Origin of the sequence: Bacillus sp. FSL K6-1338, assembly GCF_038006965.1 — a bacterium.
In the GTDB taxonomy this organism is placed as follows: Bacteria; Bacillota; Bacilli; order Bacillales; family Bacillaceae_G; genus Bacillus_A; species Bacillus_A thuringiensis_S.
In genome coordinates this window covers 1091302-1110828 of the sequence record NZ_JBBOWI010000001.1, presented here as the reverse complement: position 1 = coordinate 1110828, position 19527 = coordinate 1091302, and the positions used below count along the sequence as shown (strand labels likewise).

Here is a 19527-nt window from a genome sequence, read left to right as displayed (position 1 = left end):
GCACCATTTATATCAACATTGTTTTTACAAATGCTCTTTATAAAAACTTGTTAATTTTTCAACTGCAATTCTTACTGGTTCTGGTTGGTCGTATAAATCGTAATGACTCGCACCTTCCACAACAAGTAAATCTTTTTTCTCTGAAGCTGCTTTCTCATACAGCTCATGACCATCTTTATAAGAACCGAATGCGCCTTGCTTACTGCCGACAATAATTTGCAGCGGCTGCGTTAATAACGTATCTGCTAAATGGAACGCATCAAAACCGATTACGGATCCCATACTCGTAAAGTTTAACTTATTTGGCGAGTTCACACTTTGACCTCGCGGCGTTGTGTAATACTCAACTGCTTCTACAATATCTATATCCGTCATACCCGCTGCTACTAACTCTTCCTGATTTTTAGGAATCCAATTTGTAATCAGTTCCTCTGCTCCGCGTGCTTCAGCAGTACGTTGTTTACCAATCGCCTCTAACACCCCAATTGGATCAGCTTCACGATTTAATCGGCCAATATTTGCACCAACAACTGTGCCAACCGCTTTAATGCGGCGCTCTGTCATCGCAGCATTTACTGCATAACCACCGCCTGCACACACGCCTAACACACCGATACGTTCTTCATCTATATAAGGAAGGGTAGTTACATAATCTACTGCTGAGCGAATATCCTCAACTCGCGCAGCTGGCTCTTCAATATACCTCGGCGCACCTTCACTTTCACCTTGATATGATGCATCAAACGCAAGCGTTACATATCCTTGTTCCGCTAACTTCTCGGCATACAATCCTGCTGTTTGATCTTTACAGCTACTACCTGGATGCACACAAACAATCGCTGCATTTTGTTTCTTTTCCTCAGCACCTTCAGGAATGTTCAAAATACCTGCAACTTGTAAATCTCTTGCATAAAATCTTACATTTTTCTTCGTAACTGCCATATATAAAACCACCCTTATCTTATTTTTAATTTTACACTTGTGAGAGTTATTACTCACGTGTATATTTATAATAAAGCGAGCAACCACTTGTTTCAATGACCACATTTACGCATTTGGGTGATAATACACACGTAACGAAATATGTGTATCAACAACGGAGGAACACCATATGGAGAAAATCGATAGAAGAATTATAAAATCACAAAAAGCCATTCAATCCACATTTATAGAGATGTTAATTACAGATGGTTTTGACGAAATTACAGTAAAAAACATTACAGAAAAAGCAAACATCGGGCGAAAAACTTTTTACTTACACTATCTAGATAAGTACAATTTATTAGATAAAATTGTGGATGATCATTTAGACCAACTAAAAGAAATATGCTATGAGAAACAAAACAAAGGTTATATAGAAGGAACTGTTATATGGTTTGAATACTTCAAAGAGCACAAACCATTTTTCGCGGCACTATTTAGAAGTAACAGTACATTATCATTTCAAAAAAAATTACTAACTTTCATCATGGGTGAAATAGAAAAAAAATTAAACACAAACACATCAGTAAATAAAAACATCGATAAACATATCGTCTTAAAATTTTTAGGAACAGCTGTAATGGGCATTTTGGAATCGTACGTATTGGATGAAATTGATAGTGATGTTGCGTTTGTTGCGACGCAAGTTGGGGAGTTGATGAGGAGGAATATATAAACAATACAGCGGCGATTCCCTTGAGAAGGATTCATAAAATTTCACTATCCAAAACTCACCTATGCAATTATGCATAACTATCCCTTCCGTTTTATTTTCATGTTACGATATAAATGTAATACGACATATATCGACAAAGATACAAGGAAGTGATTGTATGAAACGTTCTAAAACATACTTAAAATGTTTAGCATTATCCGCTGTTTTTGCTAGTAGCGCTGTAACTCTTTCAACACCTGCTGCTTACGCTCAAACGACGTCACAAGTTGTAACAGATATCGGGCAAAATGCAAAAACACATACGAGCTATAATACATTTAATAATGATCAAGCTGATAATATAACAATGTCTTTAAAGGTAACTTTTATCGATGACCCTAGCGCTGATAAACAGATTGCCGTTATTAATACAACTGGTAGTTTTCTAAAAGCAAATCCTACTATAAGTGATGCACCTATTGATAACTACCCAATCCCTGGCGCTAGTGCAACATTACGTTATCCTTCACAATATGATGTTGCATTTAACCTTCAAGATAACAGCGCTCGTTTCTTTAACGTAGCACCTACAAATGCTGTAGAAGAAACGACTGTAACATCTAGCGTATCTTATCAACTTGGTGGCTCTGTTAAAGCTTCTGTAACGCCTAATGGCCCTAGCGCTGAAGCGGGTGCAACTGGTCAAGTCACTTGGTCGGACTCTGTAAGCTATAAACAAACTAGTTATAAAACAAATTTAATTGACCAAACAAACAAAAACGTAAAATGGAACGTATTCTTTAACGGATATAACAATCAAAACTGGGGTATTTACACACGTGATTCCTACCATTCTTTATACGGAAACCAACTGTTCATGTACTCTCGCACATACTTATATGAATCTGATGCAAAAGGTAATTTAATACCGATGGATCAACTTCCAGCATTAACAAATAGCGGTTTCTCTCCTGGTATGATTGCTGTTGTTATCTCTGAAAAAAATACAGATCAATCTAACTTACAAGTCGCTTATACAAAACACGCCGACGACTACCAACTTCGTCCAGGCTTCACATTCGGAACTGCAAACTGGGTTGGAAACAACGTAAAAGACGTTGATCAAAAAACATTTAATAAATTGTTCACACTAGATTGGAAGAATAAAAAGTTAGTAGAGAAAAAATAAGTAAAAAAACGAAGGGACTATTTAGACTCTTCGTTTTTTTACTTATTCATAATAAGATCCCGCGAGTAATACCGTCGCTATGAAATTCCATGATATATTTTTAGGCATCTCTTCACCTTTATTTTGAAAAGCATCCATTAAAATATCAATGCTTTCGTCACTTATAATCAATTTATCCCCTTTTATTTCCTTTTTATAAAAAGACATATTTCCTCTCCTTTACTCTCTTATACATATCCCTTGAAGACTCTCTTTTTCTTTCTATCACACTAAACCACGCACCACTTCTTCTAATAATAAATTCAACCATTCATCCAATTTGTTTTAAAACACTCTAATACACTCAGCTTTCTTTCCATAGTACTATCTCGACATTATACTCATTCTTTAGAAAAGAAAAAGCACTTCTCATTGCTTCATCTACTACAATAAGGCTAGAATAAATTAATCCTCTTTGAGCATCGTCATATCCAATGAAATGTAATACTTCTTTTGTATATAACATGAAATCTTCTAATTCTAATTGCACACCAAAGTCCCAATTTTCATGTGCATACCATACAATAATCTTCTTAGACAATAAACTAGTTAATTCACGTTCAAATTCTTTTATTTCATTGATAACTTGTTCAGCATTTAATTCACTCATAACTTTGATAGGATTCGGTGTTTCATCAATTAAAAAGTTTACTAATGAAGCAATTTTCTTCCCGCTAATAATCTCAAATTCTTTTATAGACGGACATAACATTAAAAACTTTTCTCTAGTAGCCTTTTCCTCTACCTTTTCTCTTAACATTGCAATTTTCTTTAGACGTTCATTCACATTTATCACCTCATACATTCAGTAAATTAACATAATAAAGCCTATCATCCGTTTGAAAATACATAACCGATCCGCGGCTATAATAATTAACAAATTGAATCGGCTCTCCAAAATGTTCATAGTATTTTTTCTGAATGTCACTTAATTTATTTTTTCGAAAAAAATTCATTTATGCTCTACAACCCTCTTTCTACTATACAACCTTGTTATTAAAGATAGATTTCTTCTTTCCAACTACTGGATTTAGATTGAACTACTATTAGATTTTCACTTTCCCATTTTAAGGTACCCAAAAATCTTGCATACACCATTTCATTTCCTACTTCTTCCACCAATAGTTGATCTCGAATCTTTAATCCCTTTTCATCGTACACTTCACATCGTAGTTGGAAACCTTTAACACGATGAATTCCTTTTAATATCGCTATCCTCTTACGGCTTGGGCTTTTCTTAGGTGTCTTCCCAACTAAAAATATTCCTTCATAGTTTTGCTTCACAATTTCATCTAAAGATTCCTCTATATACCCTTTAACAACAGATGATGAAAGAGTAGAGTTTTCTTCAAGTCCAGGGACAACATATTGGCGTACTAATTTGCAAAACTCTTTGTATTTCTCTTCAACTGAATTTAATGCTAAAAAGTCCATAAAATCATATGGAACATATATACGAATTTCACCCAAAGCTCTATTTACTTCATATGAAATATCAGTGTTTTCGTTAGCTAAACAAAAGACAGTTACTTTTTCAATCTCTCTTAATCCCATCTCAAACTCGCTAACTTTCTTTGAGAAAATTAGCTCAAAAATTCTAATTTCATGTACAAGCAAATAATGTTTTTTAGGACGTTTTTTTTTCCAATCGTAAAACTTTACTTCAAGCAATATAATTCACTCCTTTAAATTTATCACCATGGCATCAGGGACCTATGATACCTTTTATTAATTTATTAAACTGTACTCCTTTTTCATTCTACCTTATCTATATTTTTAATATGCTTACTCACAACGCACGCGGTGACATAACAGCCATAAATACATCACTTCTCTCACCTGGTGCTATATACACTCCTTCTGCATCTAAATATTCAATGGAAAAGGCTGCTAGCTCATACGCCATTTCTTGATCGCATTCAAAAAGTGGATTTATAAAAACCTCACTTCCTGTAATCTTTTGTAAATCTTTCAAACAGTTAGACTTACTTCTTGCATAATCAGCCACATTCTCATTAACCCAAGACCACATCCAACTGTTACTCTTTTCAGACCAAGAACCTATAAAAACAACACTAAATTCAAGTAATACTTGACCATTTTTTTTAAACTGTAATATACATTGATCTTGATCATACCAATACTCATCAAAGTTATAGATATTATAATCCGAAATGAATTTTTGCTGTTTACTTTCTAATTTGTCATAACACATAACAAGATAATTCTCGAATTGTTCATCCGTCATTGCCAATTATCACACGCTCCCTTCATTCAAGATCTCCACTACAAACAATATATCTTATATCTTACTCTCTCAAAACCTATATAAAGTGAAACTTTAATTAGCCCTTACCAATCGGGCTTTTACCAATAGCCCCCCGCCCACATATCATATACGTTTCTATCACTAAGATATCTTAATATATACAAAGAAAGAAGAACTTATATAAGCCCTTCTTTCCGTAAATAGTTTCTTTACTCCGTCTAATTTATTTTATCACGATAAATAAATTCAACATTACACAAATGCACCCCAACCATCTGTATATCCACCAAACTCTTCACCCAGTTTATTCAATTCCTTTTGCATCTCTACAATATCCTCATAAATTAAGAACATTTCTTTAGAACAAGTACATGTCCAATCTTCAAATTCTTCATTATAATCTAATTCACAATTTAAGCCCAGCTCTTGTAGTCTGCCAATTATTTTTTCTCCATTACCTTGATCAGGAATTGCAATAAAGAAATCTACTATATGTTTTTTATTAAAATCTATACCTTGTTTATATAACATATTTAATACTTGTCCATCTTCATCTTTTGGGAATTTCATTATTTCTCTCCTTTTTCTACAGCATATAATAAACCTTCATTTGGAACAAAAAATATTCCATTACTTAAAGTCCTCTTTACCCGTTATTTTTAAGTTTTTTCCATTCTGTATACCTAATATCAATCACTTCTTTTAATTTAAAGTAATTTTCCCAAGTATCTTGCACTTGATATAATGTATCACACTCTAAAAATACATCATCATAATCATCTAAATATAAACCTTTTTCAAAATCAAAATAATCTATTGCAAATTGATTCCCTTCATCATTTAACATGTCATCGCTTAAAACCCCATCCCAGAACATATAAACTTGAGTTCCAGTCATTTTTCTAAGCTTAAATTTATTAATTTCCTCTTCAGTCTCTTCTAAGAATTCATCACTAAATAAATTATTATCAATAATCCAACCTAAGAACATTCCAGTATGTACAAATGCTTGCTCCATCGGTAGTTCTTGTGGGAAATCTCCTTCATAATGATATTTAGCTTTATCGTAAATTATCGTTTGGAACAAAATTCTCACTCCTATTTCACATAATATAATTGAACTCAAATAAATTAAATTAATAAAAAGCGTCTCTCTAGCATTTTATAATAATACTTCTTTTTCATAATCGAAATAATGGTTCTTAATCATTTAATTTATAAAAATAAATAATTCTTTGATACACTCTTTAAAAAGGTAAGTTGACTAAACTCTGTGGGGGTTTTGCTATTAAAGGCTAAGTCTATCGCTACTGCTCAAGGTTACAGTGCACCATCATCACTCGCAGGCACTAAAATTCGATATGGACTTTCCAGCATTATAAAACCTGTAAATAAAAACCCCTATAAGTTACATTCGAAGTTTATGTCTAATCATAAAAACGTCGAATGTTTCCTTCTAGGGGCTACTAATATTTATAATTAATAGAAAATCTAGAGTTTAATGTTTTTCCAGCCAGAAAAACCAGATATAAACAATTAACCCCACTATACTCACGAAAATGAATAACTAACCTTGTTTATCCTAGATTCATATTAGAAAGAAAGTTTTCAAATAACTCCAATTCAAATTTATCCCTCGTCTTTAAATACTCTTTCTTTTTCTCAATGATTTGTTCTAACATCTCTTCTTTATTTAATAACAAGGCTAATCCAATAGCATTTTTTGCTCGAGCCTCATCATCATCTCTTACACATAAATCAAATACATTTTCCACATCTACATACTTATCAATATATGGAATGAAGTATTCCTTAACTTCTTTTAAAATATCCATAGTAACAGGTAAAATATCTTCTTCCTTTTCAACACGCCACCTTTTTTGCTCCCTATGGACTAAATTCCCTAACTCAACCCCAATCGTATAGGTTTCCTTTTTCTCTTTAATTGTTAAACCTTCATCCCATTGATTTTTCATATTTTCTAATTCGTCAAACCGAATTCCCACATCCACCGTCACATGAAAATCTTCTGGGTGATTGATAAAGGCTAAATGTATACTGATTTTTCCTTTATCAAATTTTTTCACCAGGTCTTGTTGTGTAGTTCTAGTCTTATAACCGTTTTCTTTTAATGCTTCACCTAGACCTTGCAATAACTTTAATTTTAGTTCTTTTTTATTCATAATAACTATCCTCCTTACTTAGGGGTGACAACAACGGTTCGTATTTTACGAACTTGGTCTTTCAATCTACGAGGGGCATTCTTCCCTATAATCTTTCCTCCCTGTTTCCTCATTAGCTTATCCTTTTTTAACTGCATCGCAGTTCCTCTAGCATTACCAGCTTTAACTTCTACCGCCAGTAATTTGCCACGAGGTGTTCTAACTAAATGATCAACCCTTCTAATACCTTTAGAAGTACGAACACTAACTTGACTTCCTAATACATCATATCCCTTTTTCTTTAATGCCGATTTTGCAAGTTCCTCAGCCCTTGCTCCTGCTCTTTTATTAGCTGCTAATGTAGCTCTTTTTTTCGCTTTTCTTGCTGCTTGTTTTGCTGCTTGTTTTGCTGCATAACGTGCTATATGAGGGGCAGCCATCCTTGCACCCGCTATTACAAGTGGAGCAACAGGTATATTACCATCTGGATCTATCAACATTACTGGATTATTATCACCATACGTATACCCATTCATGGTAATTGGGTCATCTTCATCACCCGGATCAGGATCCACCGATAAGAACACACCATGCTCCGGATTATAATAACGCGCAATCAGATAGTACATCCCAATTTCTTTATCATACATGTATCCCGCATATCCAAATGGATTGTCTGCGGCGATACCTTTTACGTCGCTCTTTAGTACGTTACCCCACGAATCATATTCATACGTTGCTACAACTTCTCTATTTTGATCTGTCATCGCAACGACATCACCACGAGGGTTGTAATGGTAGTATAACGTTTGTCCTTTTGATTTCATCGCTAGACGCGCGCCACTTGTTGAGTATACATATTGACGAAGTACAGTTCCACTTCCATCTGTTTCATACAATGGATTGATACTATCTCCATCATAGAAGTAACGTGTTACTTGACCATTGACATTCTTTTCAATACGACGATTATCCTCATCATATTTATACGTTGCGAATGCATTGCTTTCACCTTGTTTTGTAATCGCTACAATTTGGTCATTTTCATTCCATGTATACTTGTACTTTCCATCAGACGTACGATTGCCATTCGCATCATACGTTAACGATTCGTTTCCGAATTTTACAAGCTGATTTCCTTCATTGAATGTTGCCGCTATAGATTTTGTTTCTTTTCCATTCTCTACAACTTTCACACTTGTACGGTTTCCAAATCCATCATATGTGTATGATTTAGTTGTTCCGTTTGGTAGTGCTTCATTTAATAATTGGTTAATCGGGTCATATACAAAGTTTGTTTCTGTTACTTTTCCGCCCGCACCTTCATGTTTAATCTTCGTATTGAAGTTTAAAGATAAATACATTTAACAATTGATAAAATAAGACAAGGGCTTTTTTGGAATCATCGGTTAAACTTGCAATTTAGTTGAAGAAGGCACAAACTGATGATGCGGAAAAACGTAGTATATAGAAGACTATGTAAGGAGTTTTTCATATGATTGATAACAGAATTTCGAAAGATTATGACCATGAAATAGATGATTCTTTAAAAGAAATTACAGATACAACCATCTTACTTAATTTTCAAAAAGCGATTGTAAGTTTATATCCTCATCTAATACCAATTCATGCTTTTGCCTATGACGCATGGGATGATATTGTAATGCCATTGTTTTATGAAATGGTATATAAAACCTTTGCTTTTAAATACGGGATAGATATTAACTTTAAAGAAACTCATACCTATATGTTTTCGCTTAATAGTTATAAAGGGATACATCACATCGAGTGTGTTCCAAAGTGCACGACATTTAAGATTTATATTAACGAAGAATGGATTGAAATGGATAATAAAAGTTTGAAAGAAAATGTATTTGTATTTAAGTCATTTGGGGATGGATTGCATTTTCTAACTGGTGGAATTGAAATTGCAGATGCTTATCGTGTAGGATTTGACCTTGTTGAGGTTGATATTGTTTCTACCATAACAGGTCTTCCATCTAAAACAAGTATTTTTATTGATAAAGAGCATGTAGACTTTGTGTTTGTTGCAGAAACATATGATACAAATATCCAAAATTAAAAATTTCATGTAAGAAAGTAGGAAGAATATCTTCATTACTACTAGTACCAAATAGTTATTTGAACACGCTCCGCTATTATATATACAAACTTCCTACTACATTTCATATGAGAAAAAGTTATTACGATAAACAAAGAAAAGGTCTCCTAAAATATCTTTTAGGGGACCTTTTCTTCATTACACTTGCATCGCTTTCTCTCTCAATGCTCTTCTTAACAATTTACCCGTCGTATTCTTCGGTAATTCTATTAAAAACTCAATGCTTTTCGGCACTTTATATTTCGCTAAATGTAACGTACAGTAATGCATTAGTTCTTCTTCTGTTACGTTTGCTTGCTTCAAAACGACGTACGCTCGCACAGCTTCTCCTAAGTTTTCATCAGGAACACCGATTACAACAACTTCAGCTACTGATTGGTGCGTATATAATACTTCTTCTACTTCACGAGGATATACGTTATAACCGCCAACTAGGACGATATCTTTTTTACGATCAACGATATAGAAGTAACCTTCTTCATCCATTTTCGCTAAGTCACCTGTATATAGCCAGCCGTCTTTCAATGTCGCAGCTGTATCTTCTGGTGCATTATAGTATCCTTTCATAACGTTAGGTCCGCGAACGATTAATTCGCCGACTGCGCCGACAGGTACTTCTTCCCCAAGTTCATTTACAATTTTATTTTCTACATGCCAAATATTTGTGCCAATTGATCCTGGTTTACGAGGACGATCTAGCGGGTTGAAACAAGTAACTGGTGATGCTTCTGATAAACCGTATCCTTCTGAAACAATAACGTTAAAACGTTTTTCAAAGTTTTGCAGAAGAGCAACAGGCATCGATGCACCACCGGAAATACAAAGGCGAAGCGTCTTCACATCTTCTGCGCTTGCTTCTTCAAATAAATATAAATAATTGTACATCGTCGGTACGCCAGCAAAGATCGTTGGTTCGTACGTACGACAAATACGGAATACTTCTTTCGGACTAAATTTCGGTAACATTAAAATCGTTGCTCCGTTCACAATCGGTGCATTTACCGCAACTGTTAAACAGAATACATGGAACATTGGCAGTGCCGCAACGACGCGATCGTCAGCAGTAAATTGTAAATAAGACGCAACATCATTCGCATTACTATATAAATTTTTATGTGTGAGCATAGCGCCTTTCGGTTTTCCAGTTGTACCTGAAGTGTATAGGATAACCGCTACATCCTCTTCATCTAGTTCAGGGCCTTCGTATTGTAAATCTCCAGCCCCCACAAAACTAGTAAACGTTTTCATTTTTTCGGTTTCTGTATGGTTAAAATCTGATGAGGTTTCGCATATGATGATGTTTTCTAATGAAGGAAGTCTTGTTGTAAGAGATTGTATAACAGGTAGAAGGACGTCGAGTACGATGATTGTTTTTACATCTCCATTTTGTAAAATGTAATGCATTTCGTCTGCTGTATAAATTGGATTAACTGGAATAACAGTTGCTCCGGCTTTCATTGTTCCGTATAAACCGACCAAAAAATGTGGTGAGTTCCCAACAACTAATGCGACATTGTCCCCTTTTCCAATGCCCATTTCTGCTAAATTGCTAGAAAACCTTGTGACCATTTTGTTTAATTGGTCATATGAGACCGACTGATCCATAAATATATAAGCCGGTTTTTCCCCCTTCTTTTTTGCCGTTTCAGCCAAAGATTGAACGAGATTCACAAAAACCCCACCTTTATAAAATTTAGAATATTTAAAAATTCTAAATTAATTATATTAAAAGAAAATTAAAGTGGCAAGTGATATTCTATTAACTGCATATAGACAGATCACCTTCTCTTAGTTTAATTTAGAAAAATAAGGGGATTTTATTTACAAGTAATTTATAACACTAGACCAAAAATCATTTTAGGATAATATGCACTCATCTTTTTTCTAAGATTTTCAAGTTCCTCTTTATTTAAGCTCGTATACTCCCCATACAAATTCAAAACGTCCGCTCCATTTTCATGAAAATACACGGTAACATATAATGCCGGTAACCCTTTGTTGTTTTCATCTATTGATAAGACGACATCTGGCGTTTTATTAACAGTGCTGAATGTTTCATTTCTTTTCCACTTCTTATTTTGAAACATGTCTTGTATATCATGTATCTTTCGTTTGTTATCTGTATGCGTAAAATATATAACATTATCCTCCGCTGGTTTTCCGATAGACAAAATTGTACGACTTGAGGGCGATCCACTGTTACACGCTGTCATTCCGATGACAAAGCTGAGTAATAATACAACGTACATTACCCTTTTCATATCAATCCGCCTCCTTTTGAATATATATATTCCTTTATAAGAGGCAGATGTCCTGTGATTTTATGGTGAATGAAATTATATCCGCGATTTTTCGAATATATCGACTTACCGAAAAAACGCGACAATCTACGCAAAAAAAGAGGCTGCCCGTTATGGCAGCCTCCCTCATTTTTAGAAGAATAAATGTAAGAAATCTTCAGTTGTAATGTTACCGAAGTAGCGTGCGATATCTACGCCTTCTAAAGCTGCAGTGAATGTATCTTTATCGAACTGAACGCCTGTTAGACGCTCTTCGATATCATGAACATCTAGTGAACCGAAGAAGTCGCCGTAAATTTTGCATTCTGTTACTGTTCCTTTTTTCACTTCCAGACGAACGTCAACTTGTCCAACTGGGAAGCGGTGTGAATGTTGTAAGTTGAACTTCGGTGATTTTCCGTAGTTCCAGTCCCAATTGCGGTAGCGCTCTTCAGAAAGTTTATGGATTTCTTTCCAATCCTCTTCTGTTAATTCATACGTTGGGATTTCTGTTTCTCCTTCGAAAATTGTTTCTAGAAGAAGTTGTCTAAACTCTTCTGTCGTCATTTCTTCGTTTAGGAACTCTGTAATGTTCGCAACGCGGCTACGGATTGATTTAATTCCTTTTGATTGGATCTTATCCATTTTTACTTTCAGTGCTGATACGACGTGATCGATTTCAGAGTCAAATAGTAACGTACCGTGACTGAACATACGACCTTTCGTTGAGAACTGCGCGTTACCTGAAATTTTTCTTCCTTCAGCTAAAATGTCGTTACGACCACTTAGTTCTGCATTTACACCTAATTTACCAAGCGCTTTCGTTACAGGCTCTGTGAATTTTTTGAAGTTGCTGAAACTATCTCCATCATCTTTCGTGATAAAGCTGAAGTTTAAGTTTCCTAAATCATGATATACTGCGCCTCCGCCTGATAGACGACGAACGACATGAATACCTTTTTCTTTTACGTAATCTGCATTAATTTCTTCTACTGTGTTTTGGTTTTTACCAATGATAATCGAAGGTTCGTTAATGTAGAACAGTAAATATGTTTCGTTAATATCTAAATTTTTCACACAATATTCTTCAATCGCTAAATTTATTCTAGGATCTGTAATTCCTTTATTATCAATAAATAACATCGTATCACCTCATGAGTTCCATACGTAGCCACTATGCGCTAGCGTAATATGGCCACTGAAAATTTGTTTTGCTTCTGTTACTAAATTAGATGGGTTTCCTGTATGCGGTAAGTGCGTTAATAAAAGTTCTTTTACATTCGCATCTTTTGCAATACTTGCTACTTCTGTACTATTCATATGCCCTGCTTTTGCAGCCTCTTGATGTGCATACATATTACACTCACAAATGAAAAGATCAGCATCTTTCGTGAATGGAATGAATTCAGGAATATAACTTGAATCAGCGCTGTATACTACAGCACCATCTCCAGCTGTAATACGCATCGCAAAGCATGTAACAGGATGAACAGTTTTTAAGAACGAAATCGAGAACGGTCCAACTTGAAGTCTTTCTTCTGGATTGTACGCGATTCCTTTCGTATGTGGTTCATGTGTTAAAGAATGGAATCCATTCTCGTCAAACGTATGACCGTATATTGGTAATTCCGGTAGTTGCCTTGTTGTTGCACTCGTAATTAATCTCGCATATTGCAATACCCCAATGTCCGCAACATGATCGTGATGATAGTGTGACAGTACAACTGCATCTATATGAGATGGTGTTATATATTTTTGAAGCTGTGCTAGTACACCACTACCACAGTCTACAAGTAAACGAAAACCATCGTGTTCAAACAAATACCCCGACGTTGCTTCTCCCGCTTCTGGAAATCCGCCCCAAAAGCCGACAACAGTCATTTTCATATGTATCCATCCTTTCTAAAACCGAGTAGGAATGCATGTTTCACTTACATTCTACATTGTTAACTATAATCCATTTCCTAAACTTTTTCATTAATTTTCAATTTTGTTATAAAACAGTTGTTGACTTTTATTTTTTGTAATAATACAATAATAGTAAGAAATGGAAATGGAGGGATTGACATGATCGATCAACCAATGGAGTTTTTCAGAAATTTACCGACGAAAACTTGTGCGCACTGTGGGAAAGAAATTGATGAGCAACACGAAGCATACCATAACAAATGTGATGACTGCGTTCACGAAGAATAGTAGTTTATGAACATAAAAAAACCTAGCAGACATAGTCTACTAGGCTAATAACATCGTATCCTTCTTCATCGTTGAACCTTTCACCAAGAGCTCCAGTTCAAACTCATACAATTCTTTTTGTCGATAATTTTTCGTATGGATTTTATCCATCATCAGGTCGACAACTTTTCGGGCCATCTCATCGATTGGCTGTTCAATTGTCGTAATACCTGGCTCTGTAATCTGTGATAATATTTGATTATCAAAACCGATAACAGCGAGATCATCTGGAATGCTCCAGTTATGGTGCTTCGCCTCTGAGATAATTCCAGCTGCTACCTCATCGCCTCCTGCCAAAATCGCGGTAGGATTTTTTTTGTCCTTTAATACTTCATGGAATATTCGTTTTCCATCCTCCCAAGAGAAAGCGTTTTCAAGAAAATCAATCGCTTCTACTTGGCGGCTCTTCTCAGTTATTGCACGTAAAAAGCCCATTTTTCGCTGCTGGCTAACTAATTTGGTTTCGTTACCACGGCAAAAAATAAGATTGCGATATCCTTGATCTAACACATGCTTCGCAGCTATATATGCTCCTTGCGCATGATCAAACTTCACTGTTGGAATATTTGCTTCCTCAATATATTCATTACATAACACGATTGGACCGTGCTGTAAGTATGGCTCTACATCTTCCCACGGATTTTCTAGTGAACATAGAATAATCCCATCTACTTGTTTCGTAGATAATAATTGTAAATACTCCATCTCTTTTTCAGGTAAATATCTTGTTTGACAAATAATCAGTTTATATTTATGTTCAGAAGCTGCAATCTCGATTGCTTCAATAAATCTACTGAAAAAAGGATTTGTAATCCTTGGAACTAGCACCGCAATTGTTTCCGTTTTTTGTTTACGAAGCCTTCTCGCCGCAGAATTAGGAACAAAGCCTAAATGCTTCATTGCTAATTGAACCCTTTTTTTCTTCTCATCTGAAACATATGGATGATTATTAATCACCCTAGAAACCGTTGTCCTTGATAACCCCGCTAATTTCGCCACGTCCTCTATAGTCGACACGAAATTCTCCCCCTTTGCATGAAAACGTTTTCTTAAATTGATTATATAGTATATTATTGGAAACTGCAATATCGGTTGTTATGATTTTACTATATTAATATTATACATAGGTAAAAGTCTGTTAATGGAGGGGCAATATACTGCTTTTAGACATTTACGGTAGGTACATTCCTTTTCTTAATACCATATATCCTTTATTCAATATAAAAGCCCATCAATACATCGTCTCCATATGATCCATCTTCATACTTTATTTGCTTTCGTTGTCTCCCTTCTTCTACAAAACCCATACGTTTGTACACTTTAATTGCCCGATCATTAACAGAAACTACACCTAAGCAAATTTTCTCTAAACCTTTCTGCCCTTTAGCCCAACTAATAAGAAATTCAATTAATTTCGTGCCGATGCCTTGATTACAATACGCCTCTTTAATCCCCATTCCCATTGTGCCTGCGTGTTGTAACCGTTCTAGTTCATATCGGTTGAAAAGTAAAAAGCCAACTACCTTCCTATCTACTTCATACACGATATAGAGATTACCTTTCTCATTGCTTTTCCGTATCTTTTCTCTTTCTGCATTACTATCATTCGGTAACTTCTTTGGGGATACTATGAAAAATTTTGTAGTAGTTTCCGATAATATAATTTCTTTTCTAATATTCATAATTGCTTCTGCATCAGTCTCTTTTACTAACCGTATCATTGAATCACCTCGTACTTTTTCTTTTTAAAAATAATATTAAAACTATAAAACGTCCAATATGCAATATTACATATTGAGAATCTTTTTACTCTTGATACAATATTCATAAATCAAAATAAAAGGAATATATGGAATGAACCCTATCTTAACAGATGCAAAACAACTATTACATAAAGAAGAAAAAATTTTATCTACTTTAAAATGTTCACTTACTGGCTATATGATTACGCATAAAGTCCCGTATCCTGGCATGTTACTTGCTACTAATCAAAGACTTCTCTTTTTTAGCCAATATAAAAACACATTCATTGCCGAATTTGATTATGAAAAAATTCTATCCATAGAAACGAAGAGAAGAATCTTTGACAAAAAAATAATATTTTACTATGAAGATGAATATATAACGCTTGGATACATTACAAGTTCGAATGTTGAAGCGTTCATAGACTTACTACAAAGAAACAGCAAGACTAGCACAGGCTTATAATCAGCGGGGATCCCCTCGCTGATTCATTATTTTAACTCCTCCCACTTCGTCCAAACTTCTCTCCCGTTTATACGGTACATACTATCCTCTCTATCCATAAACCTATGTACAATAAATTCACGTCTAATTGTACAAAAATCATCATGATATTGTTTTATAAATGTATTAATTTCTTTTTCTGTATATTGATTTTCAGCATTTAACTTGCTAATTAAATGCTCTAACAATACTAATTTTTTCTTCTTTTGACCTGGAATCGATTTTAAACGATTCTCTTTATCAAAAAAGTTACGAATGGTCGTATCACGGAATTTCATCTCACTTTCAGTCATTTTTTATCCTCCATCGGTTTTTATACAATAAAATTTATCGTTTATCTTTACTATCCTTCTTCATTCTTTCACTTACAACATCCATAAAGTAATATCCACTAATTAGCACATAGTAAAATAAAAGTATCCCTAGTATATCTTTCATACTCGTATATTCTTTTTTCTGAAACAAGATAGGTGAAAGAGAGAAAACGAGAAAGAAGATTAATGGATATAAGATAAAATAGTAAGTAGGATTGCCTTTCATCATATCAACTCCTCTACCCTATGTTTCTCTGTAAATTGTTGTAATTCCTTTTCTTTCGTTTCTATAGCTTTTAGAAAGATTTATAGATGAACCAAGGAAAAGATGCCCTCTATTAAAATAAAAAAGCACCAAAAAGGTGCTTTTTTTACGCTTCAACCGATTGATTTTCAGCAACATTTTTAAATTGTCGTTTGTGCATCAAAGTTAAGGAGGCGATTGTTCCAAGTGATAATACAACGATAAAGATCATGAGCATTCCTATGTTTTGCCACATGAAGTTAAAGTCTCCGCTTGATACGACTGCTTTCAATCCTGATACAGAGTATGTCATCGGTAACCAAGCATTAAATGGTTGTAAAAACTTCGGAATTAACTCTAACGGGAATGTTCCAGCACTTGTTGTAAGCTGAATAATTAATGTGATGATGGCGATGAAACGCCCTGCATCACCGAATGCTGTTACTAAACATTGAATTAATGCAATAAACGCTAAACTTGTAACGATGCTAAAGAGTATGAAGTACGGAATACTTTGTACTTCTACACCTAATCCGAACAGTAATATAACATCTGCTACTATCGCTTGAATAATACCGACTGATAGTAACACGCCGAACTTACTAATAAACCAACTAAATCCTGATTTTGGAACGCCAACTGTATCACGTAATGGATATACGATTGATAATAGTAATGCCCCAACGAATAAACCGAGTGATAAGAAATACGGTGTAAATCCAGTTCCGTAGTTAGGAACTTCCGCCATTTTCTCCGTCTTCACCTTTACAGGACTTGCAAACATATCATACGTTTTATCTGTCCCTTTTACTTCCCCAGTTTTCTCTGCCCCTTCCCCAAGTTTCTCAGCAAGTTCACCTGAACCATCGTTTACTTTCACTAGTCCATCAGTTACTTTTCCTGAGCCGTCTGCTAGTTTATTTACACCGTCGATTAGCTGGGTTGAGCCAGTTGACATTTGGTTTAGACCACCATTTAGAGTACCTAAGCCAGTTGTTACTTGGCTTGAACCGTCTGTTAATTGCGTTATTCCTCCTGACATTTGATTTGCTCCTGCGGATAATGTACCTAAACCACCTGTTACTTTGCTTGAGCCGTCCGCTAATTGAGTTACTCCATCAATTAATTGATCTGACCCCTTATTTAATTTATTTACACCTACTTTGGCATTATTTAATCCTTCACCAAATCCGTGAAACTTACTTACAAATTGGTTTTGCGCATTCATTAATTTCGTAATACCATCCGTTAAAGTATTAATCCCACCTGAATTCGGTAGTTTGTTTTGCATTTCACTTGCCTTTTGATTTATTTCACCTTTTAGTTGATTTACTTCTTCGTTTAGTGTCTTTGTTCCACCCGATACTACAGCAACTTTTTGTTGAACTGTCGCTGTACTTTTTGCCGCATTTGTTATATACGGTTGTAACTGCTCTTGATATTCTTTTGGTAAACTCTCAATTTGCTTTTGTAAATTAGCTACATCTTGCGCTGCATTTTTGGCATCTCCTGCTGTTGATTGAGTAAATCCATTTAACTGATTTACGTTTTTTTCAGCTCCGTCTATTTTCTCATTTACTTTATTTAATATTGTAGGAACTTTCGCCTGCATTTCTTCTAAACCTGCAGCGGAACTTTTCACTTTACTATCTAATTCTTGCAAACCCTTTTCAATTTTTTGAGAAACCCCCTCTAATTGACTTTGTCCTCCAACAAGCTGTTCCATACCAGCTGCTAATTCATTCGTTCCTGTTTTTAATTCACCTGATTTATTTACTAACGTATTCAAACCCGCTGTTACTTTCTGAGATCCATCTTGCAATTTCCCTATACCCGTCTGCATCTCACCTGTTTTGCTATTTAACGTATTTAAACCATTTGTTACTTTGCCTGATCCATCTACTAATTTATTAGATCCATCTGCTAATTTCTGAGCTCCATCCTTCATCTCTCCAGACTTCCCTTGAAGTGTATGAAGGCCATCCGTCACTTTACTGGAACCATCATGCAGCTCACTTGATCCGTCGTGTAGTTTATTTGCTCCTTCCGCCCCATCTGCTAATCCTTTTGAGACGTCTTGAATAGAATCAAACATTTTCTCTGCATATGTTTTCGTTAACGTACTTGATACTTCACCTTTAATTTTTTCAATGGCTGTTCCGCCAATTTGTGAAGATAAGAAGTTTAAGCTTTCGTTTGGAATGTATTCTAAATTTAATGGTTTTGGATCATCTTTTAATAACGTTGTAGCGTTACTTGAGAAGTCATCTGGAATGCGTACTAACATGTAATACTTTCTACCTTCCATTCCTTTTTCCGCTTCTTTTTCACTTACAAATTCCCATTTGAAACTTGTATTATCTTTTAAGTTATCAACGAGCCCTTTTCCGACCTCAATTGGTTTCCCATCAAATACTGCACCTTTATCTAAATTGACTACCGCAACTGGTAAATCATCTAACTGTTTATACGGATCCCAAAAGGCCCATAAAAACATACCTGCATATAAAATTGGCACGAATAAAACCGCGATAATTGGAATTAATATTTTTTTACTTTTTATAATTTCAGTAAACTCTTTACGAAGTAACTGATTCCATTTCATCATTTCTCCCCCTTTTCTAAATGACCACATTGTTCATTTGGTCATTTTCACTCAAACAAAAAGGCTATACTTGTTCATACATATGCCTTATCCCCGAATTTATTACTATGCAACTTTTTCTCATTATAATTATAATTTTTCTATAACTCCTCCTCAAATTAAATATATGACCTCATTATTAATTTG

At 34.8% G+C, this 19527-nt stretch carries 23 protein-coding genes and 1 pseudogene; 5 read left to right on the top strand and 19 right to left on the bottom strand.

The features are described from left to right. Window positions 1-24: 24 nt before the first annotated feature. Window positions 25-942, bottom strand: coding sequence for an alpha/beta hydrolase (locus NZ044_RS05860; protein ID WP_340949618.1), 918 nt, complete (start codon window positions 940-942; stop codon window positions 25-27). A 169-nt stretch (window positions 943-1111) separates the two neighbouring features. Between NZ044_RS05860 and NZ044_RS05855 the strand changes: the two genes are divergently transcribed. Both NZ044_RS05855 and cytK2 read left to right on the top strand, forming a co-directional pair. After that, window positions 1112-1657 carry a TetR/AcrR family transcriptional regulator C-terminal domain-containing protein gene (locus tag NZ044_RS05855; protein WP_086398432.1) on the top strand — a complete coding sequence of 182 codons (546 nt, stop codon included), beginning with the start codon at window positions 1112-1114 and terminating at the stop codon, window positions 1655-1657. Between the two features lie 157 nt (window positions 1658-1814). Next, window positions 1815-2825, top strand: a complete 1011-nt coding sequence (cytK2, locus tag NZ044_RS05850; RefSeq protein WP_118961634.1) for a beta-channel forming cytolysin CytK2 — start codon at window positions 1815-1817, stop codon at window positions 2823-2825. Between the two features lie 42 nt (window positions 2826-2867). Here the strand turns inward: cytK2 and NZ044_RS05845 are convergent, their stop codons facing one another. The 9 genes and pseudogenes from NZ044_RS05845 to NZ044_RS05810 all read right to left on the bottom strand — a co-directional run. Next, the gene (locus tag NZ044_RS05845; RefSeq protein ID WP_000011711.1) at window positions 2868-3032 is read right to left on the bottom strand and encodes a hypothetical protein; all 165 of its coding nucleotides are present in this window, start codon (window positions 3030-3032) and stop codon (window positions 2868-2870) included. Window positions 3033-3168: 136 nt separating this feature from the next. After that, the gene (locus NZ044_RS05840; protein WP_001005736.1) at window positions 3169-3651 is read right to left on the bottom strand and encodes a hypothetical protein; all 483 of its coding nucleotides are present in this window, start codon (window positions 3649-3651) and stop codon (window positions 3169-3171) included. Window positions 3652-3860: 209 nt separating this feature from the next. Next, window positions 3861-4535, bottom strand: a complete 675-nt coding sequence (locus NZ044_RS05835) for a hypothetical protein (protein WP_000895167.1) — start codon at window positions 4533-4535, stop codon at window positions 3861-3863. Window positions 4536-4653: 118 nt separating this feature from the next. Continuing rightward, window positions 4654-5118 (bottom strand): DUF6882 domain-containing protein, encoded by a 465-nt coding sequence (locus tag NZ044_RS05830; protein ID WP_017762900.1) that lies wholly within the window; start codon window positions 5116-5118, stop codon window positions 4654-4656. A gap of 267 nt (window positions 5119-5385) precedes the next feature. After that, window positions 5386-5703 carry a ribonuclease E inhibitor RraB gene (locus NZ044_RS05825; protein WP_000671650.1) on the bottom strand — a complete coding sequence of 106 codons (318 nt, stop codon included), beginning with the start codon at window positions 5701-5703 and terminating at the stop codon, window positions 5386-5388. A gap of 76 nt (window positions 5704-5779) precedes the next feature. Continuing rightward, window positions 5780-6220: a DUF7832 domain-containing protein gene (locus NZ044_RS05820; protein WP_000487868.1), complete on the bottom strand. Its 441-nt coding sequence runs from the start codon at window positions 6218-6220 to the stop codon at window positions 5780-5782. A gap of 490 nt (window positions 6221-6710) precedes the next feature. Beyond that, window positions 6711-7316: a DUF4304 domain-containing protein gene (locus NZ044_RS05815; RefSeq protein WP_098506803.1), complete on the bottom strand. Its 606-nt coding sequence runs from the start codon at window positions 7314-7316 to the stop codon at window positions 6711-6713. Between the two features lie 14 nt (window positions 7317-7330). After that, window positions 7331-7792, bottom strand: a complete 462-nt coding sequence (locus NZ044_RS30815) for a nuclease-related domain-containing protein (RefSeq protein ID WP_426847238.1) — start codon at window positions 7790-7792, stop codon at window positions 7331-7333. Continuing rightward, a pseudogene (locus NZ044_RS05810) lies at window positions 7766-8635 on the bottom strand (RHS repeat domain-containing protein); the annotation flags it as partial. The pseudogene NZ044_RS05810 and the gene NZ044_RS30815, both read right to left, overlap by 27 nt. A gap of 155 nt (window positions 8636-8790) precedes the next feature. Here NZ044_RS05810 and NZ044_RS05805 point away from each other — a divergent pair. Next, window positions 8791-9378: a hypothetical protein gene (locus tag NZ044_RS05805; RefSeq protein WP_000566763.1), complete on the top strand. Its 588-nt coding sequence runs from the start codon at window positions 8791-8793 to the stop codon at window positions 9376-9378. A 177-nt stretch (window positions 9379-9555) separates the two neighbouring features. On the opposite strand, the gene NZ044_RS05800 is transcribed toward NZ044_RS05805, so the two are convergent. The 4 genes from NZ044_RS05800 to NZ044_RS05785 form a co-directional block, all read right to left on the bottom strand. Then, a complete protein-coding gene (locus NZ044_RS05800; RefSeq protein WP_001055198.1) occupies window positions 9556-11088 on the bottom strand; it encodes a fatty acid--CoA ligase family protein in 1533 nt (510 codons plus the stop codon). Between the two features lie 161 nt (window positions 11089-11249). Beyond that, entirely contained in the window at window positions 11250-11678 is a 429-nt protein-coding gene (locus tag NZ044_RS05795) for a hypothetical protein (protein ID WP_017762896.1), read from the bottom strand. A 171-nt stretch (window positions 11679-11849) separates the two neighbouring features. Then, a complete protein-coding gene (locus NZ044_RS05790; protein WP_000897261.1) occupies window positions 11850-12839 on the bottom strand; it encodes a lipoate--protein ligase in 990 nt (329 codons plus the stop codon). A gap of 9 nt (window positions 12840-12848) precedes the next feature. Continuing rightward, window positions 12849-13583 carry an MBL fold metallo-hydrolase gene (locus NZ044_RS05785; protein WP_097891048.1) on the bottom strand — a complete coding sequence of 245 codons (735 nt, stop codon included), beginning with the start codon at window positions 13581-13583 and terminating at the stop codon, window positions 12849-12851. Window positions 13584-13763: 180 nt separating this feature from the next. Here NZ044_RS05785 and yhfH point away from each other — a divergent pair, with 180 nt between their 5' ends. Continuing rightward, window positions 13764-13892: a protein YhfH gene (yhfH, locus tag NZ044_RS05780; protein WP_000567010.1), complete on the top strand. Its 129-nt coding sequence runs from the start codon at window positions 13764-13766 to the stop codon at window positions 13890-13892. 39 nt (window positions 13893-13931) lie between these two features. Here yhfH and NZ044_RS05775 read toward each other — a convergent pair whose 3' ends face one another. Together NZ044_RS05775 and NZ044_RS05770 are read right to left on the bottom strand one after the other, a co-directional pair. Next, a complete protein-coding gene (locus NZ044_RS05775) occupies window positions 13932-14948 on the bottom strand; it encodes a LacI family DNA-binding transcriptional regulator (protein ID WP_000103710.1) in 1017 nt (338 codons plus the stop codon). Window positions 14949-15142: 194 nt separating this feature from the next. Next, entirely contained in the window at window positions 15143-15652 is a 510-nt protein-coding gene (locus NZ044_RS05770; protein WP_000620472.1) for a GNAT family N-acetyltransferase, read from the bottom strand. 133 nt (window positions 15653-15785) lie between these two features. Here NZ044_RS05770 and NZ044_RS05765 point away from each other — a divergent pair, with 133 nt between their 5' ends. Continuing rightward, window positions 15786-16139 carry a PH domain-containing protein gene (locus NZ044_RS05765; protein ID WP_001068229.1) on the top strand — a complete coding sequence of 118 codons (354 nt, stop codon included), beginning with the start codon at window positions 15786-15788 and terminating at the stop codon, window positions 16137-16139. A 26-nt stretch (window positions 16140-16165) separates the two neighbouring features. Here NZ044_RS05765 and NZ044_RS05760 read toward each other — a convergent pair whose 3' ends face one another. From NZ044_RS05760 to NZ044_RS05750, 3 genes are all read right to left on the bottom strand, one after another. After that, entirely contained in the window at window positions 16166-16471 is a 306-nt protein-coding gene (locus NZ044_RS05760) for a DUF2087 domain-containing protein (protein WP_000140302.1), read from the bottom strand. 34 nt (window positions 16472-16505) lie between these two features. Continuing rightward, the gene (locus NZ044_RS05755) at window positions 16506-16721 is read right to left on the bottom strand and encodes a hypothetical protein (RefSeq protein WP_002083046.1); all 216 of its coding nucleotides are present in this window, start codon (window positions 16719-16721) and stop codon (window positions 16506-16508) included. A gap of 142 nt (window positions 16722-16863) precedes the next feature. Beyond that, window positions 16864-19341 carry a YhgE/Pip domain-containing protein gene (locus NZ044_RS05750; RefSeq protein WP_000871856.1) on the bottom strand — a complete coding sequence of 826 codons (2478 nt, stop codon included), beginning with the start codon at window positions 19339-19341 and terminating at the stop codon, window positions 16864-16866. Window positions 19342-19527: the final 186 nt, after the last annotated feature.